The following is a 26766-nucleotide window of genomic DNA, read 5'->3' as shown; positions in this document are numbered from 1 at the left end:
GGTAGGGACCGATGATGGCGAGAAAGGCAGGTTCGGGCGGGTTATGCCATTCAGCAAGAGGTCTTTAATGTCCGTAAAGTCCCACGGTCGGTCGATCTGAGCCCTTCCTGGCGAGGTGAACGACCGGCAGCTATGAACGGGACCAATCGACCCTTGGATGACCGCTTTGTCAGCGGTACCTGTCTCTATCGATATAGACCGGATTCCCGATGAGCAGCCGCTTGCCGTCCTTGTCCCGGACATCGACCCGCAGCCATCGCGCCTGTTGCATTGGGGCGAGCGGAATACGCAGAGTCTCGTTATCGCCGGTCAGCACGCCGCCGCCGGGAACAGAGTTGTGATCACCATCGATGATCAGATCGATCATGCTGCCCGACATGCCCCTGACCGAGACGGTCGCCTCCATGGCCTGACCCTTGCCTCGGCTGAGCGTGCCGCCCATGGCTGCGGACTTTGCGCCAGCTCGCACCGTCAGATCGAGAAGCGCGGCACGATGCGAACCATCGACATCGATAAACACCCGGCCAGCCTTGATCCCGGCCAGAATTGCGGGTTGCGACAGGGCCTGCGCATAGACCACCGTGGTTGGCGTGCCGACCGGCGATTGCGCGCCCACCGGCGAGATGGCCGCGCGGCCATCGATCGGATCATGGTTGTCGCTGCCGCCCACGCCGGTGAGATGGAAGCCCTTGTTCAGCAGATCTTCCCAATAGGCGGTGCCCGATCCCTTGCCGTCGTCGAAGTGACCCTTGTCAGCGGCCAGACCGCCATTGGCGACCTCGATCGAGGAGACGCGGCGATAATCGGTGCCCGGTGCGCTCCAGCCGCAGCCCAGACAATCCTCGCCAGTGGGGATTTCGGGGTGGTTGACCGAGATCAGCGCTCCGGAAAAGGCGGAGGCATCGAACATGGCGTTGATGTCGCTCTGCCCCGGTGTGCCCAGGCGGAAATCGACGAAATCAGTGATGCCCAGCAGATTGTAATGGCCATATTGCGTGGTCATCTCGCGGCCGGGGATCACCAGCATACGGTCGAAATAAGGCGCCAGTTCAGCCAGAAAGCCGACCTGTGACGTGGCGTTGTGATCCGTCACCACCAGAAAATCGAGCCCGCGTTTCGCCGCCGCATCCAGCGTGAAATAGACCGGGCAGGGCACCGCCTTGCCGCTCTGGCTCTGGCAGGCGGCATCGCTTTCCCCGGTATGGGTGTGCAGATCGCCGCGATACCAGCCGGGGGTGTCACGGATCGGCGAGGGGGTGATCACCTGCGCCGCCGCGCCATGGTCAAAATGGACCGTCACCTTGTAAGGCGATGTCTCGCCCGCCCGGATGCTCGCCACCGCCAGGCTGAGGCGCCAGACGCCGGGGTGGATCGGCCCGGGCAGATAGGAGGAGGAGGCATAGCTGTCGGCCACCACGATATGCGGCTTGATGCCGCCGCCCCAGCCGCGCAGGCGCTCGGGGTCGTAGAGGCCATTGACCAGGGTCGTGCCCTTTTCGCGGCCTAGCCAGGTGACATCGATGGTGATCTTGCTGGTCCCCGCAGGCACATCGAAAGGCAGCTCGCGGTAGGAGCCGAGATCGGCATGGGTCAGGGTGCCGGTCAGCACGGTCTCGGCGGGCGTATCGGCGAAGGCTGGCGCGGTGGTGAGAAGGGGGGCGGCAAGAAGGATCGCGGTGCCACTGGTAAGCAGGGGGAGGGCGGCGCGGATCATGGCAATCTCCATTGTCGGGCTCGATCGTCGGGCGGGTCGCGGGGGCAGATCGCTGCCCCCGCTCGTCATTGGTTGCAGGCCGATCAGAACTTCCTCGTCGCCGAAATGGTGAAGAAGCGCCCCGTCGCCACATAGGAGCCATTGCCCCCGCCATCCTGCGTACCAAGGTATTGCGTCGTCTTGCCCAGCGTCTTGTAGAACATGATCTCATTGGTCAGGTTCTTGGCGGCCACGGTGAAGGTGATGCCGCGCACCGGATAACTGACGCTGAAATCCAGCGTCTTGGTGGGCTGGAGATATTCGTCGAGATTGTTGCTGGTCAGTCCCACCAGCTGCAGGCCCTGATACTGGTAGGACAGGTCTGCATGCAGGCCATGGGCGTCATAGAGCAGATCGAAGTTGTAGATCGTCTGCGGCGCGCGCGGCAGCCAGGTGCGGCGTCCGTAATGGTCGGCCCGGCCGCTGTCGGCGCTGCTGTGCTGAAGCGTGAGCGATCCGGCCACGCCAAAGCCGCTCAGCAGGCCTGGGGCGTTGCGGAAGTAATGCCGCGCATCGATCGAGAGGCCATAGATCATGGCATCCTTGCCGTTTTCCGGCATGGTCACCGCCACGCCGCCATTGTTGATCGTGGCGCTGCTGGCGCTGGGCATCGCGCCGGTGGTGGTGGCGGTGTAAATGAAGTTGTTGATCGACTTGTAATAGGCATTGGCCTCGATCAGCGTGTCCTGCGGGCCGTACCATTCGGCCGAGAGGTCGTAATTCCAGGCGGTGGCGGGTTTCAGATCGGGGTTGCCCTGGCTGATGCTGTCGATGGCGCCGGTGATGTCGTTGCGGGTGTAGGTGACCGGGCTGGCGATCAGCCCGAAGGCCGGGCGCGAGAAGCTGCGGCGCACCGCACCGCGCACAACCAGATGCTGGTCGGGGCGCCAGTTGGCGATCAGGCTGGGCAGCCATTCGCCGTAATGGTTGCCGGTGGAGGTGAAGGAGCCGGTGTTGCCATCGACGATCCATTGGCTGCTGGAGAAATCGGTGTATTCATAGCGCAGCCCGGCAATCGCTTCGAGCGGGCCCGATTTCAGCTTGGCCGAGACATAGCCGGCATAGATCGATTCATTGCCGCTGACCGTGTTGCGGTTGTAATCGTTGATCGTATAGGCGCCCGGATTGCCCACGACATTGCCGTTGGAATCCAGCGCATACTGGCTGGTGTAGATATAGGGCAGCACCCCGTTCTCGAAGGTCGAGCGGTCGAGGACGCGGAAGGTCCCGGCGTAATCGCCCAGTGTCGATGACAGGTTGCGCCCTGCCAGCAGCGATGTGGCGGGACCGGCCGGATTGTTGAAGGGGCGCTGCACGCCATTGGCATCGGTGATGACGAAATTGTCGCCATTGTTGCCGAAGAACTGATGCTGATACTGATAGCGGTCGGTCGAGCTGTATTTGGCACCCGCCGAGATCGTGTCGAGCAGCCCGCGTTGCACATCGTAATGCATGTCGAGGCGGCCGCTATAGGTGTTGGCGCTGCTGCCGCTGTCCGATCCCTGGAACTTCCAGAGGCGATCGGTGTCCTGGTTCAGCTCGTAATTCTTCGTCGCCTGGGAATCATAGGTGACGACGGTATGCGCCGGATTGCTCAGATCGATGTTCGAGGCATAGCCGGTGGTGTTGACCGTACCATACAGGCTGCCCTCGACGTAATTGGGGCGGGCGGTGGTGCTGCGCCCGAAGGAGCCAGAATAGGACAGGTGCAGGCGGCCCAGATCGCTGGTGCCCCCCAGCTTCACCGTCAGCAGCTGCTCTTTCTGGTCACGCAGCTGGAAATAGCCGCCCGGCATGATGCCTTCGGGGCTGTAGGTGACACCGTTGGAATAGAGGCTGGTCTGGCCGTTGAGGATGCTGTGCTGCGTATCGTCGCCCTTGACCGAATAGCGTGAATAGGACCCCTGCAGATAGAAGCTGTGCCGGTCGCCGTGGTAATCGAGCGAGGCGCTGCCACCATAGCGCTTGATGTCGTCATGGTAATAGTCATAGCGCACGCCGGTTGGCGTCAGCCCGCTGACATTGCGGTAATTGGTTGCCGTCGCCTCGGAAGCGAGGTTGGGGGCATAGCCGGTGGCCTCGACCGTTTCGGCGGCGGTGCTCTTCTTGTCGTAATAGGCGGTGAGGTAGAAGCCGATGTTCCTGGCGGCGCCGAAGGTGCGGGCGAATTCGAAGGAACCGCCCACGCCGCCCCAGTCCGCGCCGCTGCGCGTGGCCTGATCGGCGATATGGCCCTGAACGGTGGCGCTGGTGTAGGTGCCCTTGAAATCGAAGGCGGTGGGGGTGCGGATGTCGATCGATCCGCCAATGGCATCGCCGTCCATATCCGCTGTCGGCGTCTTGGACACGGTCACGGACTGGATGCCGTTGGGCGGCAGCATCTTGAGCGACAGGGCGCGGGTGTTGGGATCGGCCTGAGGCACGCGCATGCCGTTGAACGTATAGGCGTTATAGGCTGAATCGATGCCACGGATGGAGACATATTCCTGCTCGCCGGTGGCCGCCTGGCCCAGCCCCATGTCGCTGAAGCCCGAAAGGCCGGGCAGATGGGTGATGGCATCGACGATGGTGCCCGCCGGGCGCGCGGCGATTTCTTCCTTCGACATGATGTCCACCACGCCCGCGGCTTTCTGCTTTTGCTCCAGCGCGTCATGCAGGCTGCTGATCCGGGTGCCGGTCACCAGAATGCTGCCATCGCCCTGACCGTCAGCGGTAGTGGCGGCGGAACTGGCGGCACCGGCGGTGTTGGCATCCGTGGCGGCATGGGCCAGCACCGGTGCGGCCAAGGCCAGCGCCATGACCGAAAGGCTGGCCACGCCCAGCGCGGCTCGACAGGAAGAAAATGACATATGTGTCCCCAATGAAGATGCGAGAGGGCGGCCCGATCAGGCGGCCTCGCGGGGGAAAACGGGGGTGCCGGCGCCACCCCCAAAATTTTCACACAAATGTCACAACAAAATTCGGAGCGGGCAGGGCTCAGCCGCCCCTGCTGGTGATCTCGATCCCGTCGGGCGCCTGTTCGACGCGCACCGGCAGCGTGGCCTCGAAGGCGGCGCCCCAGTCCTCGGGCCGGTCCCAGCGCAGCACGCCCGAAAAGCGCAGCGCGCCCACGCCGGGGCCGCCGATGCCGATCCGCCGCCCGCTGTAGCCCGACAGGCGCTGCGCCACCTCGGCCAGCGGCAGATCGTTGAACACCAGCCGCCCTGTCCGCCAGTCGGCGGCGGAGGGATCGGCGGGGGCGACATGCGGATGGGCCCCGCCGATAAAACGCTGCCCGGCGGTGAGGAACACCGGCGCATCGCCGCCGCGCGCGGTCTCGATCCGCACCCGGCCCGACAGCAGGTCGACCACCAGCCCCGCCGGGCCTGGCGCCACATTGAAGCGGGTGCCCAGCGCGGTGACGCGGTAACCCGAAGCCTCGACGGTAAAGGGGCGGGTGTGATCCTTGGCGACCTCGTAATAGGCCTCGCCGCCGATCTGGCGCAGCAGGCGCTGATGCGGTTTGAGCTGCACCTCGACTTTGCCGTCGCGCGAGAGCGAGACGCTGGAACCATCCTGAAGCGTGGTGGTGATCGGTTCGCTGGTCGCGGCGATCAGCAGGGGTTTGGCTTCTCCGCTGCCGAACTGCCGCCAGGCCAGTGTGCCGCCGGTGAGGGCCACCAGCGCCAGCGCCGCCGCGATGGCCCCGCGCCGCCACCAGCCATGGCGGGGAGCATCGGAGGGCGTCTGCTCGACCTCGCCGAAGGGTTCTGCGGAGGGCACGGTGACCCGCGACCGGGGCTTTCCGGCGATGCCGGCCAGCGTCCACTGGTCGATCAGCTCCTGCGCGAAGGCCTCGCCGCCCGGCGTGGCGGCGATCAGCCGGTCCAGCTCGGCGCTGTCGGCCTGATCCAGCGGGGCCGAGAGGCCGCGCGTGACGAGAAGGGCGATGGCATCGAAGGCGGGATCGCGGGGCCCGGCCTGCCCGGCCTCACTCATCGTCGCCGCCCGCCATCGGGTGCCGCAAGGTCTCGAGTGCCGCGGCAATGTATTTTTCGACGGAACTGACGGACACATTCATGCGGCGGGAAATCTCGGCTTGGGACAATTGGTCGAAACGATGAAGGATGAAGGCACGGGACAGTTTGGAAGGCAAGTCCCGTATTTTCTTGCGTATAACGCGCAGAGTTTCCCGATCCTCAACGATGCGGTCGGGCAGGGGCGCTTCGCAGGCCAGTTGTTCGTCGAGCGCGACGGCCAGACCGGCGGAGGGGCGCACCGCCACGGCGCGCCGATGATCGACAAAGACGCTGGCGGCGGCGGCAAAGACATATCCATCGGCCACCGTGCCTTCCAGCCTCACCTTGTCGAGCAGCTTGAGGAACACGCCCTGGGTCAGATCCTCGGCCTCCTCGCGCGTGGCGCCGCGCCGCCGGAAATAGCGTTCCAGTGGCTGGCGATGGCGTTGCACGAAGCTGTCAAAGCTGCGCGCCTGCTCCAGCCTCTGACTGAAGGGCGGTCTTGGTGGATCGTCAGACATCAGGGTTTGCGCTTCCAGGTGACGGACAGGACGAAACGGCGACCAAAGGTATTGATTTCATTAGGCTGGTTCGTATCGACGCCATAGAGATATTTGCGGGCATCCGTTATGTTGGTGACGCCGAAGCCGAAGAGCAGATTGCGCGGCCCTTTCCAACTGATCTGGCCGTCGAGCGTGCCAAGCGGGGCAACATATTCCTCGCCAATGGTGCTGCTGCCATAGCTGATCATGTAGCGGCTGCGCCAGAACCATGCCAGATCGAGGCCCAGAGGCCCGCGCGTGTAATGCCCGCGTGCGCTCATGCTCAGGCGCGAGAGGCCCACCAGTTCGTTGCGGATGATGCGGTCTCCGGCATCGAAGCTGGCATGCACCCCATTGGCGGTGACGGAGCCGTCGAAGGTCAGGCGGCCCGCCAGCGGATGGGGCAGCGGCACGGGCAGCGACCAGGCCAGCTCCGCGCCTGAGATGATTGCCGCCTTGCCGTTGACGGTGATCGTTTCGGTCAGGTCGCCATAGGGCGGCACATTGACCAGCTGGTTCTGCGAGGTGAGATAATTGTCGAGATAGCGCTGGAACAGCGTGAGCGACACCGTTCTGCCGCGCGGCCCGTAATAGCTCAGGCCCACATCGACATTGGTGCCCGTGAAGGGCTTCAGATCGGGGTTGCCGCCCGATGCGGTGCGGTTTTCCAGCGAAGTGGTGAAGCGCGGCGCGAGGTCGGTCAGGTTGGGCGGGGTGAAGCTGCGCGCCGCATCGACGCGCAGCACCCAGCTTGGCGCCAGATCGAGCCGTAGCGCCAAGCTGGGCAGCGCCACCGTATAGGTGCGGGCATAGGACACCGGCGAGGCGAGGTTATCGACCTCCTCATAACCGCTCGACAGCTGGCGTGTCTGGTTGACCCGCAGCGCCAGCGTGCCGCTGACGGGCAGGCGGCCGATCCGGCCCGCCATGTCCAGCGCGCCATAGGCCGCGCGCGAATCCTCGATGATGTTATAGGTGGCGGCCAGATCGTCGGCGGTGAGCGGCGAACTCAGCAGGTCGGGGGTGAGCAGATCATTGAAAGCCCCTGCCTTGGGCACCAGCCATGAGGTGGGAATGGAGGTGGCGCCCGCAAAGGCATTGCCGATGGGCATCACCTCGATCTGGCTGGCGAGGGCCGATCCCGTTTCGCCGACCAGCGTGTCGATGAAGAAATCACGCCGCCAATAACGCCGCGTGCGCCGCCCCAGCGCGATGCCGCCGCGCAGCGTGCCAGCCACCCAGTCCAGATGCCGCGCAACATCCAGCCGGGCCGAGGCATCAGTGTCGAGCGAATCCTTGGGGGCGTAATTGTAGATCCAGCCCTGATAGGTGGCGCTGTCCTGCAGGTTGACGTTGGTGGAAAGCGAGGCGACCTGCCTGTATCCGCCCGAAAAATCGAAGGTGAGCGGCGCGAAGAACGCGATCCGCTCGCGCGAGGTGCCAAGGCCGCCGGGCTGATAGCTGTGGGCATTGGAATAGGCCAGATCCGCGCTCCACTGCCAGGCCCCGGCAGAGCCCGTGTAATGCGCCCCGGTGGCCAGCAGATCATGGCGGTTCAGGCTGGTTTCCAGCGAACCCATCCAGCGCACATTGTCGATGGTGCCGGCCACCACCGTATTGCCGACCAGCTTGGCCGTGTTCGCCTCGAAGACCGGCGTGTTGTAGGTGGCGTCATCGGGATAGATGTCGAGGCCATATTCCGTGTAATGCACATCGAGCCTGGTGCGCAGCACGGTAAGCTCAATCTGGTGGCCCGGCGCGGGTTGCCATTGCAGCGCCATGAAGGTGGATTTCTGCTGGCGGTCCTCCATCTCGATGGTCGGGCGCACCCGGCCGGGCGTGTAGGTGCCGGCGGGAAACACGCCCGGCCAGGCATCCTTTTCCCATTCGAATTCCAGAAAACGATCGTTGCGCACCTTGAGCGCCTGGCTGGAAAGCTGCGCCAGAATCCCGAAGCTGCGGGCATCGTTCACCCAGCTGGCCAGCCCAGAAAAGCCGTTGGCCCCGCCGGGGCGCATGCTGCTGCGCGTCTGCTGGGCCTTCAGGATGATCTGGCGGCCCATGGCGAAAGGGCGCGGCGTCTTCACATCGGCGGTGATGCCGATGGTGGGATCGGAATCGCCGGTCAGCCCGGTTTTCGCCACCGAGATCGTGTCGATCAGATCGGCTGGCAGCATCTCGAAACGGAAGCTGCGGCCCATTGGCGTGCCATTCTCGATCAGATCGTTGATGGCCACCGTCCGCCCGTCGAGTTTGGCCAGATGGAAGGAGGAATCGAGCCCACGCGCGAAGAGATAGATGCCGTTGCCGCGCTCATTGTCAAATTGCAGGCCGGGCACCAGCCGCAGCCCGTCGGCGGCGGAGGTGGCGGGCAGGCGGCGCATCGCCTCGCCGCTGACGACATCGACCGGTGTGGTGGACAGCCGCGCAACCATCGAGGCCGCTTCGCTGTCGGCGTTTCTGGCAATCACCACGATGGATTGTTCGGCCAGCGTGGCCGGGGCGGGCTGGTGCCTGTCGTCCTGTGCGATGCGGGGAGACATGGGGCGGGGTGGCGGCGGGGCGGCCGGCAGCAGGGCGTAGAGATTGGGCCGCAGCGTCACCAGACGCAGGTCCGATTGTTGGGCCAGTACAGCCAGAGCCTTGAACGGATCGGCAGCGCGCGGACGCGAGACGCAGCGGCGCGGTACGCGCGCGGCGTTGAAGGCCAGTGTGATCCCCGATTTCTGGCCCAACTCGACCAGAGCCTGGGCCAGCGCGATGCCCTTGCAGGCTTCCCCCGCGCTGGCGGGCGTGGCGGTGCACAGGCAGGCGGGCAGCGCCATCCAGGCCCGGATCGTGGGGCTTCGGAGATTCGGGCGAGGGGAGATCGTCATAGCAACACGCCGGTCGCCGCTTATGGCCGCTTTGTTTCAAGCCCATGAAACGCGCCGGCATTCAACGGTGCTCGTTATAATCGTTGCGCATGACCGTTAGGTCAGCGAGCCCTGCTGCGAGCGGGACGGGGCTTGAACCGGCAGGTCTCGGCCTAACTCAAGCCATTCCACTGTACGAGCTTGAATGGCTGCTCCTGCCGGAAGCCGACATTTGGAAAGCCAGGGCGGAATGACGGGATTGTCCGTGCGCCGTGCCAAGGCGGCGTTTTCCAGTGGGTGAAAGCCCCACCCGGCTATGCTCCAGCCGGAAGCAACCGGGGCAGGCATGGAGGTGACGAAATGTCTGAAGCCCCTGGATGACAGTCACATAGGTGACTGTGCGAGTGTGCAGGCCGCAACGTGAGTGAACGCTGAGCAAACCTCGAAAACGTCGATGTGTGGGCCGACCCGGCCGGACTTCCGGGGAAGGCTGATATGGATGGGGGAGTTTGAGCGACGCTGAACCCATCCGCCACACCGGGGTAGTGGCGGCAGCATGTACACAAGGAAAGCGCACGCAACACGGGAAACCCCATCACGTGCTCGGGGACGAGCAACCGGACGCCCGCGAGGGATGGGACGGGCGGGGTGGGGTGGCGGAGAGGCCCGTAGTACCGGGGAAGCCGGGTAATGCCGGTGGAGGGAAGGAGCCTCAGTTCAAGGCGAACGCACCAAGTAGTGAGGGACCGCGAGATTGGGAAACCTATCAACTCCGAAAAGCGTCCAGAAACTGCAGACGGCGTTGCACGCGAAAGCGAAGGCGGAAGCCGACTATCGCTTTTACGCGCTGTACGACAAGATCAGCCGCGACGACATTCTGGCGCATGCCTATGCCCAGTGCCGCTCCAACAAGGGCGCACCGGGGATAGACGGTCAGGACTTCGCGGATATTGAGGCATACGGCGTCGAGCGGTGGCTGGCGGAACTGGCGCGTGCCATCAGAGAGGAGACGTATCGACCGGAACCGATCAGGCGGGTCCATATACCGAAAGCCAATGGCAAACTCAGGCCGCTGGGCATTTCCACCGTGCGGGATCGGGTCTGCATGACAGCAGCAATGCTGGTGTTGGAGCCGATCTTTGAGGCCGACCTTCCGCCGGAGATCTATGCCTACCGAGCTGGGCGTAATGCTCAGCAGGCCGTGATCGAGGTGGAGGATCAGCTGTTCCATGGTCGTCCCGATGTCGTGGACGCCGACCTTGCCGACTACTTCGGCAGCATTCCCCATCCCGAGCTGATGAAGTCCTTAGCCCGCCGGATCGTCGATCCACGCGTGCTGCATCTGATCAGACTGTGGCTGGACTGCGCTGTCGAGGAAACCGACGACAAAGGCAGGAAGACACGAACGACGGTGGCCAAGGATCAGCGACGCGGCATCCCGCAGGGGTCACCCATCTCACCATTGCTGGCAAATCTGTACATGCGCCGGTTCGTGTTGGGGTGGCGGAAGCTCGGTCTTGGGCAACGTCTTGGCGCTCGGCTCGTCACCTATGCCGACGACCTCGTCATCCTGTGCCAGAAGGGCAGCGCGGAAGCTGCGCTCGACCATATGCGCAGGTTGATGGGCAAACTGAAGTTGACGGTGAACGAGGAAAAGACACGCATCTGCAAGGTACCGGACGAGACGTTCGACTTTCTGGGATACACATTCGGTCGGATGTACTCTCCGACGACGGGAAGAGCCCGCATGGGCTACCGACCGTCGAAGAAGAGCATCAAGCACGCGGTTGAGAAAATCCACGCGCTGACCGAGATGACGTCTACGTGGCAGGATTCCGCAGTACTGATAGCCAAGATCAACCGGGTGCTACGCGGTTGGGCCAACTATTTCTCGGTCGGCACAACGAGCAAGGCATACCGGGCCGTCGACAGCTATACGTTGGTGCGGGTGCGTCGGTGGCTGCGTATCAAACATCGAGGCAAGCGACGCAGGGCTCGGACCTATCCAGACGAGTACCTCTACGAGACCATCGGCCTCGTACGCCTGACCAAGCTTGGACGTGGCTCGTCGTGGGCGAAGGCGTGATGTCTTGTCCGAGAGCCGGGTGCGGGAAATCTGCACGCCCGGTTCGCCGAGCGGGGGGTGAAAACGGAACGTCTGGCAAGCCCCACAGGCGCGCCGCACGTCACCGCGTCACCTCCCGACTCTACCAAGGGCGGCCTATCAGAACCGCTGCCTACGAGGTGAGCCACCGGCAGCGTTTGACTAGGTCAATCGGGCCCGGGAACGGCAGCTATGTCAGCGTAGGTAATCCTGGGACTTGTCAGAAAACCGCTTGGTTTAGCCGGAAAACAAAGATCCAAATTTGAGCGGTCTCAGATTTCGTTGCGATGCAGGCTCACAACGTTGCGAATGTTGCTTGCGGTTATGGAGGATAATCTTTCCGGAGCCCATGAAACCCTAGCCGCATCTGACCCTGAAAGTGCTTCATAGAGGCATAGGGCAACGAAGTAGCTTGCTGCCACAGTAGGATGGTTGCCGTCCTCGGTCAGCGCAATCTCGGGTTGGCTCTGGCGCAGATATTCCCAAAGGTTGCCGACATTCACAGGCAAGGCATTGCTTCGCCGAGCCAGCTCAAGATGATCCTTCTGGATTTTCTGGTAATGATCCGCCCGGCTCTCGTCGTTGGTATAGAGGGAGCGATCATACGCCCAATTCACGATCAGTTCCGATTGCCCGCTGCGGGGATGCACGGATTGCAGCAATGAAAGGCCGTGGCTCATGAAGTTCGTAGCCTGGTTCTCGCTTGATTGCCCCCGGCTTTCTCCCTGAAAAACGACATCGTCCCATGGACGGACGACTTCGCGTTGTACCCTCCAATCCTGAGAAAGGCTTTCAAAGCTTGAGCCATCGGGGGCGATCAGCAGGATTTCATATTTTTGCGACGCGCCAGCAGAGTCTGCAATGTGGCGCAGCATGCCAGGCATGTCATTGTGCGATGTCCGGCTGTTGCCGATGATGAGAATGCGGCGGGGCGGGCGAGGGTCGGTTTGATCCCGGGCAATCTGTCCGAACTCTGTGGCGGAGTAATCCTGCCCAAATTCGAACCAGCACAGACTGCCCAATAGCATGGCGAGTAAACATGAGCGGAAGGTAAGCATACCTCTCATTAAACTGCGAAACGTTCAAAAACACTTATCTGTAGGGCATAGGGTGAGGCAGGCGGGAAAGCCTTCTGGCCTCAATGACACGAGATACGTTCGCTGGTCGGTCAATGAAGTCGAGGATTGCAGCATTGAGCGGCTTGGAGGGGGTGAACCGCTCCGGATTTGCCGGAGGGTTCAGCTCTGGAGTGTTGGATGAATGAAGGCCCGCTTGTGACGATCGCGTTTAAGGCCCTGTATGGCGGCTTTGTCAGCGAACGTCGCCTTTGTCCGACTGTGCGAGCAGCAAGAGGCTGCGTTTAAGGGCTTTTAGGCCTCAAAACCCGATCCGGGCCTGTGGGCTGCTTCGGTCAGCGCGTCGATGACGGTGCGCATTTTCGGCTGGAGATAGCGGGAGGTCGGCCAGACGGCGTGGATCGGCATTTCGGCCCCGGCATAATGGTCGAGGACCGAAACCAAACGGCCCGCCGCCAATTCCTGTGCAATCAGCCATGTGGGCAGCTGACATAAACCACCGCCAGCCAGCACGGCCTGTACCATGGCATCGCCGTCGCTGAATTCGTGCCGCACATGGATTTCGTGAGGGACACAATCCCCGACCTCGTTCTTCAGCAGCCAAGTCGGCCGCGGAATCCGACGCCAGCCAATGATGCAATCGCGCTGCTTCAACGCGTCCAGCGTCGCTGGCGCGCCATGTGCCACAATGTAGGCCGGTGAGGCGCAGATCAGCAACCGTTGGGTGCCAAGCCGTTTGGCAGTCAGGTCGGCATCATTGCCCAGAGTTCCGATCCGCACCGCCAGATCGATCCCTTCGTCAACGATGTCGCTGGTGCGTTCAGAGAACATTACCGACAGATCGAGGCGCGGATGCCGGGCGGTCAGCTCCATCAGCACCGGCATCACATGGCGGCGCCCGAAAGCGGCGGGCAGGTTGAGGCGGATCGTGCCGACCGGATTGTCGCGCCCGGTGGTGATGCCGGTCTCGACCCCGTCCAGATCCTCGAGAATGCGCTGGCAGGCGGTGAAATAGTCCTGGCCCTCAGGGGTCAGCGTCAGCCGCCGTGTCGTGCGGTGCAGCAGCTTGATGCCGAGTTTCGCCTCAAGGCGCGAAACGCTCTTGCCGATGGCCGAACTCGTCAGGCCGAGATGAGACGCTGCGGCGGTAAAGCTGCCGGTCTGCACGGTGGTGACGAATTCGGCGAGCCCTGTGAAGCGGTCCTGATGGATCATTCCGGAACTGTGGGATGAAGTGATGTGCCTCGCAAGGGGATTATTTCGCACAGATCGCAGGATAGATCATCGGGAACCTGCTGCCATCGCTTTGCAAGGAATGCACCTTGAACCAGCTCTTCTCGCCATTCGACCTCGCCGGTCTCCCGCTGCCGAACCGTATCGTCATGGCCCCGATGACGCGCGCCCGGGCCATCGACACGATCCCGGACGAGCTGACCGTGCTCTATTACCGCCAGCGCGCGAGCGCCGGGCTGATCGTCAGCGAGGGCGCCCCGGTCTCGATGGAGGGGCGGGGCTATCTCTTCAACCCCGCGCTTTACACAGCGGAGCAGGCCGCCGGCTGGCGGCGGGTGACCGATGCCGTTCACGACGAGGGAGGCCGGATCTTCGCCCAGCTCTGGCATGTCGGCCGCGTCTCGCACAGCTCGCTTCAGCCCGATGGCAAGGCGCCGGTCTCCCCCGCCGCCACGCGGGGGGCCGCGTCCTGCGCCTTTTCCTATGACGCGGATGGCCAGCCCGGCCTCGTGCCGGTGAGCGAGCCGCGCGCGCTCGAGACCGGGGAGGTCGCGGCGATCACGCGGGATTTCGTACGCGCGGCGCGCATGGCGGTGGATGCCGGCTTCGATGGCGTCGAACTGCATGGCGCCAATGGCTATCTCTTCGAACAATTCGTCAATGGTGCGCTCAATCAGCGCGCGGATTGCTATGGTGGCTCGATCAAGAACCGGCTGCGTTTCATGCTGGAAACGCTCGATGCGCTGATCGCTGAGGTGGGCGGCCATCGCGTCGGGGTTCGCATCTCGCCCTTCGGTCGCCTGTTCGACATGCAGCCCTATGCCGATGAGGCCGAGACCTGGGTTGCGGCGGCGGCGGCCTTCAACGAGCGCCCGCTCGCCTATGTGCATCTGAGCGACCAGTTGACGATTGGCGCCGAAAAGATGCCCGAGGGTTTCGGTCATGCCTTCCGTCAGGCCTATCGCGGTACGTTGATGGCGGCGGGCGGTTTTGACCGGGACAGTGCCGAGCGCGCTTTGGCGTCGGGCGATCTTGACCTTATCGCTTTTGGTCGCCCCTTTATCGCCAACCCCGATCTGGTCGACCGGCTGAAGCATGGTCATCCCCTCGCGGTGCCTGAACGTGCCACCTGGTACGGCCCGTCGGGTGAAAAGGGTTATACCGATTACCCGACATGGGCTGAACACACCGAAGCGGGAAGCGCAGCGTGAGCGAGGGAACAATGACCTCCATGGAGATGCGCCTCGCAGCCTTGCTGGACATCGAGGACATTCGGCAATTGCGGTTGCGATACTCCCAGTCGCTCGACAGCGGCGACATTGATGGGCTGGATCGAGTCTTTGCCGTGGATGCGCTGGTGGAGGTGACCATCGGCGCGATGCAAGGGATCGACACGATCAAGGCCGGGCTGGCCGAGGCCTATCGCCAATTCGACCGCGATGGTCGCAACCATTATCCCTTCCTGCATGTCATCGCCAACCATCAGGTGGCGCTGACCGGGCCTGATACGGCAGAGGGGAGCTGCTATCTGGTGGATTTCGAAACGGCATCCAAGCTCGATCCCAACCCGCTGCTGTTGCTGGGCCTATACCATGATCGCTATCGCAGGATCGATGGCGCATGGCGGATCAGCGAGACGAGGCTGGATGTCATCTGGCCTTCTGCGGACCCGTCCGAGGATACGGCGTAAGGGCGAAGCTGCGGGGCTGGATCGACAGGCCACCCCAAAAGATCTCGGAAGAGAGTGATGAATGGAGGGCAGGATTGAAGACCTGGGTATGAAGGTTGGAATGTCCGCATTTCAGCGTGAGCGGCGGGATGGTGACAATCTCGTGAAAGATGCCACCATCCTGTGCGATAATTATTGGACCTCAGTGACGAAGCTGGCCCGGTCACGGCGAACCTTCTTGAGGTTGACCAGCCAGTCGCCTTCTTCCTGCCGATAGCCCAGCGGCAGCAGGATCACGCTGCGTAGATTGCGAGCCTTCAGATCAAGGATTTCGTCAACGGCCTCGGGATCGAAGCCTTCCATCGGCGTGGCATCCACCTCCTCGAAGGCTGCCGCCACGAGTGCTGATCCCAATCCGATATAGGCTTGGCGGGCTGCGGCCTGATAATTGGCCTCGGTGCCGCGACCGGCAACGATACTCAGCAACTGCTGCCGGTAGTTTTCCCAGCCCTCGTTGATAAAGCCGCGCACCTCATTGGTCAGATCGAACATCATGTTGACGCGCTCGGGGGTGATGTCGTCCCAGGCCGCGAAAACCAGCAGATGCGAACAATCGGTGACCTGCGCCTGATTCCAGGACACTGCGCGGATCTTTTCGCGGATCTCGGGATTGGTCACCAGCAGCAGTTCGAAGGGCTGGAGTCCGCTCGACGTGGCGGTCAGCCGAACGGCCTCAATGATCCGCTCGATGCTCTCGGTCGAGACAGTCCTGGCAGGGTCGTATTTTTTGGTCGCATAGCGCCAGGACAGTTTCTCGATAAGCGTGCTCATGTCAGCTTCCTTGCTAGCCCACGGGGGAAAGGCGGTTCGCGCGGAAAGGATGCGGTACCGCTTATCTATAGATATTTCTGCTACGGTCCCCAATCAAGAACTAGAAGAGGAGATTGCAGAGACCCGTCGATACAAGGCGCGGCAGCACCAAACCGGCAGATCTCGACGACATATGGCCATTACCAGTTTGCCCAAGGGGAAGTCCCGGGCCGTCCTCGCCGACAGTCGTTTTCAGGAATCGGGAAAGCGCCGACCGGGGATTGCCAACCTCCGCAATCTTGATGCACAGTTCTGTCATGATTGTTCGAACCGCCGTTGAACTCGACATAGATGCCTTAGCTGCCATGAGGGCAGAGCTTTGGCCGGATGGGTCAGTGGATGAGCATCGCGCGGAAGTGGTGGCTATGCTTGGTAGAGGCCTTGACGTGTCCGCTGCGTTCGTCGCTTCGGACCAAAAGGGATGCCCTTTCGGCTTTGCAGAGGCCGAGTTGCGTTACGACTACGTGAACGGTTGCGATACTTCGCCGGTGGCTTTCCTTGAAGGCATCTATGTTAGCCCGCAACGTCGAGGTACAGGGATCGGCACGAGGCTCGCGCTGGCGGTGCAGAGTTGGGCACGGGAACGTGGCTGCGCTGAACTCGCGTCTGACGCACCCCTAGACAACCATGCAAGCCATGCCTTCCACGCGGCCATCGGTTTCGTTGAGACGGAACGGGTTGTCTACTTTCGACAGTCTTTGTAGGATTTCGTTCTGGAAACCTAAGGACACGACCCTCTTTCCCGATCCCCATGGTAATTCCGAATCTACGAGGGAAGGGCCAAACTTGGTCCGGAATGGCAGGCTGCGGTGGAAGTCGCCGTTTGCCGATGGCCTCGCATACGGCGGGTCTGTCCCAACGCCTGACAATCAAGGCTCTGCAAGGAAGGTGTATGAGCGGCAGCTTTTGACGAGGTCAATCGGACCCGGAAACGGCAGCTAGGTCAGCGCAGAGTGCCTAACAGCCATTGGATCAAGCGCGCTGAAGCGGTTCTGGGTACACGCCAGAGCAGCGCGATCCAAGGGTCCCTCTGGAACGGGCATTGATCCCACCGCGCCCCAAGAATGCCTTTTGGAACATCAGCTTGTTTTTTAGCCGGGAGGCCGAAGATACGCGGAATTTGACTTGGAGGCCGCATTTACCGAGCGCGGTACACCGGGATGGGCGATGGTCGTGCCGGGGCGAAACCGGGACAGAGTTGTTGGTGACAGCACCATTGGTCCCCATATCCGGCTTGGGCTCCGTGCGCATTCGTTGGACCGCCTTGTTCGCCTTACTTGCCACTGAGCGCGGCAGGGAACCTGGCGACTATTCTGCCGGAGGGGCGGGCGTTACCCCGAGAAGCTGACCGTCATTTGATCCACGCCCAATAAGTTTGTAAAGGCAGCCCCGCTGACCCGTCTTTGCTGCTGGTAGCGCCCTATTCTGAAAGCGGCAATTCTTACAGGCCAATCGTTAGGCAATATCGGCGCATCTGCAAATCACCGCGCGCATATAGATCGCTGTCTACGGGCTCATTGATCGTTCTCTCATAGGTCGCGTCCGATTTTTCCAAAGTGCGCTAAGGGGCGAGATTATCCGGACGATAGGTGATCCAGATTTCATGAAAACTGTGTCGCCGCTCGATCGAATTTAGTTTCTTGATTGCTGCACCGGCGCATCCATGACCGCGATATTGCGGTTCAACGCTATAACCGACGTGGCAGCCATAAAAACGCATATAGTCAGTGTTTCCGAGACGTAGCTGGATGGTGCCGAAGACCTCACTCTCGCTTACAATGTCGTAGTGTTCAGCTGGAACCCGGCCTCGCAGCGGATCTGCTTCAGTCGCCTTCCGAAATTTAAAAACCGCCATAGCACGCCACTGTCGATTAAAACCTCGTTGGCTTCATAGGCATCACAGTTGCTTATGGCATTTTGCCAGAAGAGGCCTGCCGAAAATCCGCCCACTTGCCCGCGTTCGCTCAGGGTGTCATTTCGCCCTCAGCCGAAATCGCCCCAGCTACACTACACCGCGGGGCAAGATCGGCGGCCGCGCCAACGTTTGGCAAGCTTTTTACATGCGTTACTGTTCGCCGCTCGATATAAATCTCGTCTCGAGGAAAAATACCAGAAATTTATTGCTGCCGGAAACACGTCAAAATCGCCATGTCGCCATTATGTGATGCATGATTGTTACGCCAAATGCCTTGATCAATTCTGTCACAGCTGCCAAAAATCTATAACTTTATCATCATATTTAATTAAATTATTATTTATATATCGAAATCATCGATATGGTTGCGTAGATTGATCAAAACTTCATTCTGTAAATACCTAGCGCCTCATCGATTTTCAATATTATCTTAAGCGGTATATCAAGAATGTCCGCCACCCCACGACTGTATGATCAGCGAGTCGATAATCTCGCTGAAGCACGCCTTTGATGTAGAGGCGTACCGGCCAGTTCGGCGGGATTGAAGATGGTTCGCTGGACATCACTACCACTCGGGGATGACTATTCATTATACGATGTACTTCACCCATGCCATCGACGCCTAGCGCGTAAAAATCAACCGTACCATTTAAGTGGTTGGGAAATATGTAAGGGGTGACGAGGCAGGCGTGAGTATATTGGTAGAGAATCGGATCGCCCTCATTGATGTAGACGCAAGCACCTTTACGCTCTCGATCAATGATGGCAGCGAGCTTCTCCACCTGTTCGATGGTTCCTTGATGATGCATTGTGTAACGGGTCACCCCAAAGGCGGCCCCAATGCCAACGAGGAGAAATGCGACCGTGAAAAGCATTCCATCTCGCCACCGACGGCCGAGCGCGGGAGAGGCAAGGATGCAGAGAGGGACTAGCATAGGTGCGACATAATGATCGTACCACACGCCAAACATCAGAAAGCCAAAAATGGCGACTGCCGACCAGAACCGAAGAAAGGCTATCACTCGCTGGTTCTGGTGAATCGGTTGCATAAGGATACTTGGTGCTAAAAAGATAGCAAGCCAAATGGGTAACAGCGCCCCCATTTCCTTTGCTAAGCGGCTAAAAGCGTCTTCGGCATCTTTCGATCGGGCGAAAATGGATTGGAAATTCGCATAAGCGAATTCATGTCCGTGACCAATCGTGATATAAAAGGCGAAAGCGGCGAACGTTGGGAGCAAAGCCATCGCCACCCATCCAGAACTGATCATTGCAAGCTGAAGTTTTGACCAGCCTTGCTGACATCCCAGCCACATCAGCGCTAAGCCAAAAGCAATCCCCTCGAACAATACGGTATATTTGATCTGCAGGGCAAGACCTATCAAGGCCATCACAGCTAGACCACCGCTAAGCAACCGGGCGTGCGCGCCCTGAGTGATCAGGCGACAGAGAAGCAAAGCGGCCAGCGCCACAGGCAAATTGAAAAATACAGGAGCTTGGCCACCGAAGCAGAGATAACCAGACAGGCAGAGCAAATAACCAAGGCCTGCGCAAAAGGCGCCCGGTGCCTTTGCCACCATCCGCGCAATCCGATAGATTGTCAGTGCAGTGCAAACCGCAAACATTGTTGCCACGAGCTGATATTGCACCACGCCTAACCCACCCAGCAATCTGATGGCGGCGTATATGACAAAAAGCCCTATCGGTTTGCGGTCCCAGATATCTACGAATGGCAGCGCCCCATGTAGCATGCGATCACCGACCAACAAATAAAATTGCTCGTCGATATGCAATAAAGGGTAGCCAAACGTTGATCCGCGGATCAGCAAAGCGGCAAGCACGAAACCTGCGAACGCTATAAATATCTCTCGATATGCCGGATTGTCATCGTTGCTGTGCGCGGGTGCCCTATCGGGCAAGGCGCAAAAGTTGGGAGAAATCTTTAGCATGATGTACCGTTTCTATCCAGTCGGGATGATCGGTTTGAGGATGTGACTGAGAAATTTCTCGAATTTTGCATCTATCACTGCTGATATTGGGTTGACGCACTTAAGTCATGGATTGTGAAAATCACCTCTTGATTATTCGATCACTGGAAATTCGCCTTAGGAAATACAGTCACTCGCCACCCTTCCAAATGGGGTCCATTACGAATGCGGATATTGAATTTATTTTCATGTATTCTCCAAAGAATAGGGTGGGGTTGGCGAATTTCTTTAACGCTCTTCGTCAGTGCATTTTCATCGCCGCTCACGCTTGAGAATGACCTGAATCCTCAAACAGCAATCCCGATTGTGGCGGTGGCCGTGTATCCGTTGGCGATGCTGCCGGACATGGATGGCGTCTGCTGGGCCAGTACGGCGGCACTGTTGTCGCCGAATACATTGTCCGATGACAGCGAGATCTTCGAATAATTGCTGATGCTGGCGCTGTAACGGGAATCGCTGTTGAAGACGACGGTGTTGATCGCGGCAGGCATCGCCAACTGTGAGATCAGCGAGGAGGTGGTGCCCTTGGGCGAGGTGCCCAGCCCGTTCAGGAAGACCTCGAAATGGATATGAGGCCAGCGCCCCGAATAGCAGGCGGGATAGATGGTGGTAAAGGTTACCTCTCCGTTGGCATCTGTAACCTGCACGCCGCGCAGATAGCTCTCGGTGGTCACGCCGCTGGAATAGAGCGAATAGAGCCCGGCCGCATCGCAGTGCCAGACATAGATCGCGGCGCCCGAGATCGGCGCGCAGCTTGAGTTCACATTCACCAGCGTCAGCGTCAACTTCACCTGCACTCCCGAAGCCGTGGTGGTGGAGGAAATGAAGCTGGAGCGAATGTCCGAGCGCACCACACCGCTGACGGTCAGCACGTTGGAAGTGGCCCCGGCGGAGGTGTTGGTGCCGTCAGCCGGGTAGGGGCCGTTTGTTTCCACCGAATCCGCCACGCAACTGCCTGAAGTCGTCGAAGTGCTGCTGCTGGCCGAGGATGATGCCGAGGAAGCAGCGGACGAACTGCTCGATGCGGCAGAGGAGGACGAGCTGCTCGACGAGGAGGTGCCGCTGCCATCGCCGCAGGCCGCGACTGTGGCCATCGTGCCCGCTGAAGCGAACCACATCAGCGCGCGCCGCCGCGCCAGGGTCAGTTTTTCAAGGGCAGGCAGGTCGCTCATCAGACCGTGAGCGTGATCCTCGTCCCTGTCGCTCTCGCGCATGGGGTTTTCTCCTGAAGCAGTGGGTTGATCCTGCCAAGTCTTGTGCGCCTGTGTTTCCTGCGAATTTCAGGAGAAGAGCGCCGATGGTGATCGGCTGATCATCTGCAACAAAGGTGAAATCCTGCTGCAATTGGGCCGCGTCAGCAAAGCAGGATGCGACATCTTATTCCTCTTCTGGCAGCATGGGTCTGCTGGCCCGGTTCGGCCCATGCCGATGTTCTCGACATCGCCCCCGATGGTGGCCAAAGCTGGCGTCGGGGCGCCATGACTGTGCAATGGCGCGAGGAAGGCGCCGAGCCTGTCGCGAAGGCCCGCGCTACCGCCCCAACCGCTTCCTTCGCGCCTGCTTCCTATGCCGCCACGGTGCAGGCCGCAGCCGCCCGCCAGTCGCTCAGCCCGGCTCTGCTTGGGGCGCTGATCTGGCAGGAAAGCCGCTGGCACCCCAATGCCGTTTCACGCGCGGGCGCTGTCGGGCTGGGCCAGCTTATGCCCGCCACGGCCCGCCATCTGGGCGTGGACCCACGCGATCCGCAGGCCAGCATCCATGGCGCCGCGCGCTATCTGCGCGAACAGATTGACCATTTCGGCGGCAATCTGGAGCTTGCGCTGGCGGCCTACAACGCTGGGCCCGGACGGGTGGAGCGGGCTGGCGGCGTGCCCGCCATCGCGGAAACCCGCAACTATGTCCGCGCCATAACCGACCGCCTGATCGCCACGACATCCGGAGACGGCCAATGAGGCGCACCATTCTGTCCCTGTCCGTCATACTCTGGGCCACACCGGCCTTCGCGGCTAGCCGTGGAGGGCCTGCTGGCTCAGGTCCCATCGTCTCGGCGCTGACCTGGGTGCGCGACACGCTGCTGGGGCAGGTGGCGACCTCCGTGGCGGTGATCGCCGTGGCCATGGTGGGTTTCATGATGCTGACGGGCCGCATGAACTGGCGCTTCGGGGCGACGGTCATTCTGGGCTGCTTCATCCTGTTCGGCGCGGCCAGCATCGTGGCGGGCATCCAGTCCGCCGCCAGCATGGGCGGCTGAGCGCCATGGCGGGGCTGGGGCGTGCGCCGGTGTTTCGGGTGTTGACCCGGCCGCAGATGTTCGGCGGCGTCACCTTTTCCTTTTTCGTCATCAACATGGCGGCCACCACCGAGGCCTTTCTGGTGCTGCGCAGCTTCTGGGTTCTGCCACTGGCCTTGGTCCTCCATGGCGCGGGCTATCTGGCCTGCCTGCGCGAACCGCGTGTGTTCGACCTGTGGCTGACCCGCGTCAGCCGCTGCCCGCGCGTGCGCAATTGGCGACATTGGGGGTGCAATTCCTATGCGCCCTGACCGCACATGGCCCCGAGGCTGGTTGGGCCCCGCCGCATGGAGCGCGCGAGAAGCCCGCGCGGGCGACCGTCTGCCCTATGCCGCTCATCTTGATCCCCAGACGCTGCGCCTGCGCGATGGGGCGCTGATGCAGGTGCTGGTGGTGCCCGGCCTGCCCTTCGAAACCGAGGATGCCGAGCATCTCGACCATATGCTTGCGGTGCGCGATGTGATGCTGCGCTCGGCGCTGGATGCGGGCTTTGTGCTCTATCACCATGTGGTGCGCCGCGCCGTCTCCGTGGCGCTGCCCGCGCGTTTCCCCGATGCTTTCTCCGCGGCGCTCGACGGGGCATGGCAAGACCAGCTTTCGCATCGCCAGCTTTTCATCAATGAGCAGTTCGTGACGCTGGTGCGCCGCCCGCCGCGCGGCAAGGTGGGTCTGCTCGAACGCCTTGGCCGCAGGGTAAGCCCTGAGGCCGATCCGGCCCTACGCCGTGAACTCTCCGCCGCCAGCGAGGCGCTGCTCTCCGGCCTCGCCCCCTATGGCGCAAGGCTGCTGGGGTGCCCCGATGGCCGCTCCGAGCCGCTCGAACTGCTCTCGGCCATCTACAACGGCGACTGGCAGGCGGTGGCCCGGCCCTTGGAGGGTGTCGATCTGGGCCATCATCTGCCCTATGCCCGCGTCTCCTTCGGGCTGGAGGCGCTGGAAACGCGCCGTCCCGATGCGCGCGATGTCGCGGCGATCCTCTCGATCAAGGACTATCCCGATACCACCCGCGCGGGTCTGGTGGACGCCATGCTGCGCGTGCCCGCCCCCATGGTGCTGACCCAGACCTATGCCCCCGCCGACCGGCAAGTGGCGCGCGAGAGGATCGATCTGGCCATCCGCCGCCTGACCAGCGCCGATGCCGATGCTCTGGCCGAACGCGCGCAGATGAGCGCGGCGCGTGATGCGCTGGGGCTGGGGCAGGCGGGCTTTGGCGACCATCATCTGAGCGTGATGGTGCGCGCCGAAACACTTGCCGCGCTGGAAACCGCCTGTTCCGCCGTCCGCCATGCCCTGTCCGAAACAGGCGCCATCGCCGTGCGCGAGGATGTCAATCTGGAGCCCGCCTTCTGGGCACAATTCCCCGGCAATGAGAGCTATGCCGTGCGCCGTGCGATGATCTCCAGCACCAATGCGGCGGGGTTCCTCTCGCTGCATGGCTTTGCGCCGGGGCAGGCGCGGGGCAACCAATGGGGCGATGCGATCAGCGTGCTGGAAACCACCAGCGCCACGCCGCGCTACATCAATTTCCATCAGGGCGATCTGGGCCATTTCACCGTGATCGGCCCCAGCGGCAGCGGCAAGACGGTGGTGCTCAATTTCCTGACGGCGCAGGCGCAGAAGGTGGCCCCGCGCACCGTCTTCTTCGACAAGGATCGCGGCGCAGAAATTTTCCTGCGCGCGATGGGCGCGCATTACACGCGGCTGGTGCCGGGCCAGTCCACCGGTTTCAATCCACTGAGCCTGCCAGACACACCGGGCAACCGCGCCTTTCTGCATGATTTCCTCGCCTGCCTGCTGGATGCTGGCGATCCGGGCGAGCTGGCCACCATCGCCGATGCGGTGGAGACGCTCTACGATCACGCGCCGCCCCTGCGCCGCCTCTCGCATCTGGGCGAGCTGCTGGCCGGGCATCACCGCCCGCGCCCCGGCGATCTGGCCAGCCGTCTTGCCCCATGGGTGGGGGGCGGCGTGCAAGGCTGGCTGTTCGACCATGCGCAGGACCGGCTCGACCTCGACCAGCGCGTGCTGGGGTTCGACATCACCGCCCTGCTCGATACGCCCGCCTTGCGCACCCCTGCCCTGATGTATCTGTTCCACCGCATCGAGGAGCGGCTGGACGGATCGCCCACCATGATCCTTGTCGACGAGGGCTGGAAGGCACTGGACGACCCCATCTTCGCCGCGCGGCTGCGCGACTGGCTCAAGACGCTGCGCAAACGCAATGCCATCGTCGGCTTCGCCACCCAATCGGCACGCGATGCGCTGGACAGCGGCATCGCCGCCGCGCTGGTCGAGCAGACCGCCACCATGATCTTCACCCCCAATGCCCGCGCCCGGGCCGAGGACTATTGCGAAGGCTTCGGCCTTTCCGCCCATGAGCTTGAGCTGATCCGCGCCCTGCCGGTGGCGAGCCATTGTTTTCTTATCCGCCAGGGGCAGGACTCCGCCGTTGTGCGGCTGGATATGGAGGGTATGGCGCCTTTTCTCACCGTGCTGTCCGGGCGGGAGGGCAGCGTGCGCCAGCTCGATGCGCTACGTGCCCAGCTCGGGAATGACCCCGCACTCTGGCTGCCTGCGCTGACCGGCGCGGACTGGCCCGGCATAGCGGAGGAAGCGGCATGACCTGCCCGGCCATCGCCTCACCCTCGGGCCTCAGCATCGCCGACAGCCTGCGGGCGGTCGACTGCCTTTCCGCGCAGGCCACGGCCAGCGCCTTTTCCCGCCTGTTCGGCACGCATGGCGCGCTGACGGCGGCGCTGACCATTGCACTCACCCTCTATGTCGGCTTTCTGGCGCTTGGCCTGCTCAGCGGGCGGCTGACGATCGGGCTGGGCACGCTGGGGCCACGCTTTGTGGTGCTGGGGCTGGTGCTGACCTTCGCCACCAGCTGGGCCGCCTATCAGACGGTGGTCTGGAGCGCCCTGACCGCCGGGCCAGACGAACTGGCCGGCGCCATGCTGGGCATCAAGGGCAGCGCGTCCCACGCCTTTGCCGGTCGGCTGGACGACATCTTCACCGCCATCAGCGAGGCTGCGGAACGCGCCCGTGCGGCTCAGGGTGACGCCAAGGGCACCACGCCCGCCGATTTGCTGACATGGGCTGCGCTGATCTTCCTGTTGGGCACGGTGGGCGTGCTGGTCACCAGCCGCATCGTGCTGGCGGCCCTGCTGGCGGCGGGGCCGGTCTTTGTGGTGCTGGCGCTGTTTCGTGGCGGGCGCGGGCTGGCCGAGGGCTGGCTGAAGGCGACGGTGCTGTTCGCGCTGGTGCCGCTGTTTGCGGTGCTGATCGGCGTGGGCGCCGTGGGTGTGCTTGGGCCGATGGTTACGGCACTGGACACCGGCGATATCCCCATGGCGCAGGCCGTCACAGTGCTGATGGCAGCAATCATCCATGCGGCTCTGATGGGTTTGTCGCTGAAGGTGGCGGGCCATATCACCGGGCAGTGGCGGATCTTCTCGCCCGATGCGGCGGCTCCCAGGCAGGCGAGCCAGAGCTTTGCTCAGACGGCCTATCATGCGCGATCGCAGGCACAATCCTTTGCCTCCCCGCGCGCGGGAACAGCGCTCGGTGCGGCTCACACACAGGCCGATGAAAGGGTGCGCGACATGGTGATGGCGATTGGGCACCGCACCGGCGGGGCCGCGTCGTCCTCGATCACGACCATCACCAACGCCACCACGCCGGTCGGGGGGCAGGGGACCAGCCGCGCGGCACAGGTCGGGCGCAGCCTGCGCCGACCCGCACCCTGGCAGGAGACACGCTCATGACCCCGCGCATATTTGTCCTGCCGCTGGCGCTGCTGATCGCCCAGCCTGCTCCGGCCGCCGACCGCCGCGTGCTGGAACTGCCATGGCAGCCCGGCGTGGTGGTGCCGATCACCACCACCCCCGGTTTCGAGGCGGCCATCGCCATGTCGCCTGACGAGCGGGTCGAGAACATCGCCATCGGGGATTCCGCCTTGTGGCAGGTGACGCCCAACCGTCGTGCCAATCTGATATTCCTGAAACCCGTCAGTGCCCGCGCTCCGGTCACCAATATGACGGTGATCACCGACAGGCACATCTACCTGTTCGAACTGCATGCTTCGGCGAAAGGCACGCCGCTCTATCATGTCAGCTTCGCCTATCCGCCCGCGCCTGCGCCCAACGCCGCCGCACCGGACAAACCAGCCGCACCCGAGGAACCGGCCGCCATGCCCCGCCTCAATTTCGCGTGGAAACGGGGCGGTGACACCGCTCTGTTGCCCGACCGGGTGTTCGATGACGGTACTTCGGCCTATCTGTCATGGCCGCAGGGCCGGGACCTGCCCGCCGTGCTGGCCAGCGACGGCAAGACCGAAGGCCCGGTCAACTATGCCATGCGCGACGGGCTGATCGTGATCGATGGCCTGCCCCTGCGGCTGATCCTGCGCGCGGGCAATGCCACCGCCACGCTGGAGCACTGTCCCGATGCCACCGCCTGCCGATGAAAGCCTCT

The 26766-nt window shown here is 62.3% G+C and carries 20 protein-coding genes; 10 read left to right on the top strand and 10 right to left on the bottom strand.

All coding sequences use genetic code 11. From position 1 onward, the window contains the following. Positions 1 to 169: 169 nt before the first annotated feature. From ABDW49_RS26890 to ABDW49_RS26870, 5 genes are all read right to left on the bottom strand, one after another. Positions 170 to 1714: a CehA/McbA family metallohydrolase gene (locus ABDW49_RS26890; protein ID WP_343616835.1), complete on the bottom strand. Its 1545-nt coding sequence runs from the start codon at positions 1712 to 1714 to the stop codon at positions 170 to 172. Between the two features lie 83 nt (positions 1715 to 1797). After that, positions 1798 to 4602 (bottom strand): TonB-dependent receptor, encoded by a 2805-nt coding sequence (locus ABDW49_RS26885; RefSeq protein ID WP_343616833.1) that lies wholly within the window; start codon positions 4600 to 4602, stop codon positions 1798 to 1800. A gap of 127 nt (positions 4603 to 4729) precedes the next feature. After that, on the bottom strand, positions 4730 to 5731 hold the full coding sequence (locus ABDW49_RS26880; protein ID WP_343616831.1) for a FecR domain-containing protein: 1002 nt from the start codon (positions 5729 to 5731) through the stop codon (positions 4730 to 4732). Next, the gene (locus ABDW49_RS26875) at positions 5724 to 6272 is read right to left on the bottom strand and encodes an RNA polymerase sigma factor (RefSeq protein ID WP_343616829.1); all 549 of its coding nucleotides are present in this window, start codon (positions 6270 to 6272) and stop codon (positions 5724 to 5726) included. The genes ABDW49_RS26880 and ABDW49_RS26875 overlap by 8 nt, the downstream gene beginning before the upstream one ends. Next, positions 6272 to 9118 carry a TonB-dependent receptor gene (locus ABDW49_RS26870; protein ID WP_343616827.1) on the bottom strand — a complete coding sequence of 949 codons (2847 nt, stop codon included), beginning with the start codon at positions 9116 to 9118 and terminating at the stop codon, positions 6272 to 6274. The genes ABDW49_RS26875 and ABDW49_RS26870 overlap by 1 nt, the downstream gene beginning before the upstream one ends. Positions 9119 to 9902: 784 nt before the next feature. On the opposite strand from ABDW49_RS26870, the gene ltrA reads away from it, so the two are divergent. Further along, positions 9903 to 11234: a group II intron reverse transcriptase/maturase gene (gene ltrA, locus ABDW49_RS26865; RefSeq protein ID WP_343613260.1), complete on the top strand. Its 1332-nt coding sequence runs from the start codon at positions 9903 to 9905 to the stop codon at positions 11232 to 11234. A 290-nt stretch (positions 11235 to 11524) separates the two neighbouring features. Here the strand turns inward: ltrA and ABDW49_RS26860 are convergent, their stop codons facing one another. Together ABDW49_RS26860 and ABDW49_RS26855 are read right to left on the bottom strand one after the other, a co-directional pair. Further along, positions 11525 to 12310 carry a DUF4886 domain-containing protein gene (locus ABDW49_RS26860; protein WP_343616826.1) on the bottom strand — a complete coding sequence of 262 codons (786 nt, stop codon included), beginning with the start codon at positions 12308 to 12310 and terminating at the stop codon, positions 11525 to 11527. A 312-nt stretch (positions 12311 to 12622) separates the two neighbouring features. Beyond that, entirely contained in the window at positions 12623 to 13543 is a 921-nt protein-coding gene (locus tag ABDW49_RS26855; RefSeq protein ID WP_343616825.1) for a LysR family transcriptional regulator, read from the bottom strand. Between the two features lie 107 nt (positions 13544 to 13650). Here ABDW49_RS26855 and ABDW49_RS26850 point away from each other — a divergent pair, with 107 nt between their 5' ends. Beyond that, the gene (locus ABDW49_RS26850) at positions 13651 to 14772 is read left to right on the top strand and encodes an alkene reductase (RefSeq protein WP_343616823.1); all 1122 of its coding nucleotides are present in this window, start codon (positions 13651 to 13653) and stop codon (positions 14770 to 14772) included. Continuing rightward, the gene (locus ABDW49_RS26845; RefSeq protein ID WP_343616821.1) at positions 14769 to 15251 is read left to right on the top strand and encodes a nuclear transport factor 2 family protein; all 483 of its coding nucleotides are present in this window, start codon (positions 14769 to 14771) and stop codon (positions 15249 to 15251) included. Before ABDW49_RS26850 ends, ABDW49_RS26845 begins: the two co-directional genes overlap by 4 nt. Before the next feature lie 171 nt (positions 15252 to 15422). Here ABDW49_RS26845 and ABDW49_RS26840 read toward each other — a convergent pair whose 3' ends face one another. Then, positions 15423 to 16061, bottom strand: a complete 639-nt coding sequence (locus ABDW49_RS26840; protein ID WP_343616819.1) for an NAD(P)H-dependent oxidoreductase — start codon at positions 16059 to 16061, stop codon at positions 15423 to 15425. Between the two features lie 281 nt (positions 16062 to 16342). Between ABDW49_RS26840 and aac(6') the strand changes: the two genes are divergently transcribed. Further along, positions 16343 to 16804, top strand: a complete 462-nt coding sequence (gene aac(6') / locus ABDW49_RS26835; RefSeq protein ID WP_343616817.1) for an aminoglycoside 6'-N-acetyltransferase — start codon at positions 16343 to 16345, stop codon at positions 16802 to 16804. 1636 nt (positions 16805 to 18440) lie between these two features. Here the strand turns inward: aac(6') and ABDW49_RS26830 are convergent. Continuing rightward, entirely contained in the window at positions 18441 to 19961 is a 1521-nt protein-coding gene (locus tag ABDW49_RS26830; RefSeq protein ID WP_343616814.1) for a hypothetical protein, read from the bottom strand. Positions 19962 to 20287: 326 nt separating this feature from the next. Then, positions 20288 to 21214: an intradiol ring-cleavage dioxygenase gene (locus ABDW49_RS26825; RefSeq protein ID WP_343616812.1), complete on the bottom strand. Its 927-nt coding sequence runs from the start codon at positions 21212 to 21214 to the stop codon at positions 20288 to 20290. Between the two features lie 153 nt (positions 21215 to 21367). On the opposite strand from ABDW49_RS26825, the gene ABDW49_RS26820 reads away from it, so the two are divergent. The 6 genes from ABDW49_RS26820 to ABDW49_RS26795 are packed head-to-tail and all read left to right on the top strand — an operon-like array spanning position 21368 to position 26758. Further along, positions 21368 to 21952 (top strand): lytic transglycosylase domain-containing protein, encoded by a 585-nt coding sequence (locus ABDW49_RS26820; RefSeq protein ID WP_343616810.1) that lies wholly within the window; start codon positions 21368 to 21370, stop codon positions 21950 to 21952. Further along, the gene (locus ABDW49_RS26815) at positions 21949 to 22251 is read left to right on the top strand and encodes a TrbC/VirB2 family protein (protein ID WP_343616808.1); all 303 of its coding nucleotides are present in this window, start codon (positions 21949 to 21951) and stop codon (positions 22249 to 22251) included. Before ABDW49_RS26820 ends, ABDW49_RS26815 begins: the two co-directional genes overlap by 4 nt. A gap of 5 nt (positions 22252 to 22256) precedes the next feature. Beyond that, the gene (locus tag ABDW49_RS26810; protein WP_343616806.1) at positions 22257 to 22541 is read left to right on the top strand and encodes a VirB3 family type IV secretion system protein; all 285 of its coding nucleotides are present in this window, start codon (positions 22257 to 22259) and stop codon (positions 22539 to 22541) included. Beyond that, positions 22531 to 24912, top strand: coding sequence for a VirB4 family type IV secretion/conjugal transfer ATPase (locus ABDW49_RS26805; protein WP_343616804.1), 2382 nt, complete (start codon positions 22531 to 22533; stop codon positions 24910 to 24912). The genes ABDW49_RS26810 and ABDW49_RS26805 overlap by 11 nt, the downstream gene beginning before the upstream one ends. Beyond that, positions 24909 to 26057, top strand: coding sequence for a type IV secretion system protein (locus ABDW49_RS26800; RefSeq protein ID WP_343616803.1), 1149 nt, complete (start codon positions 24909 to 24911; stop codon positions 26055 to 26057). Before ABDW49_RS26805 ends, ABDW49_RS26800 begins: the two co-directional genes overlap by 4 nt. Beyond that, complete coding sequence (locus tag ABDW49_RS26795; RefSeq protein WP_343616802.1) at positions 26054 to 26758, top strand: TrbG/VirB9 family P-type conjugative transfer protein; 705 nt, start codon at positions 26054 to 26056, stop codon at positions 26756 to 26758. The genes ABDW49_RS26800 and ABDW49_RS26795 overlap by 4 nt, the downstream gene beginning before the upstream one ends. Positions 26759 to 26766 lie beyond the last annotated feature (8 nt).

It is taken from the genome of Novosphingobium sp. (genome assembly GCF_039595395.1).
GTDB lineage: Bacteria > Pseudomonadota > Alphaproteobacteria > Sphingomonadales > Sphingomonadaceae > Novosphingobium.
Note: the sequence above shows the minus strand (reverse complement) of the source record. Positions and strands in the feature narration are given on the sequence as shown.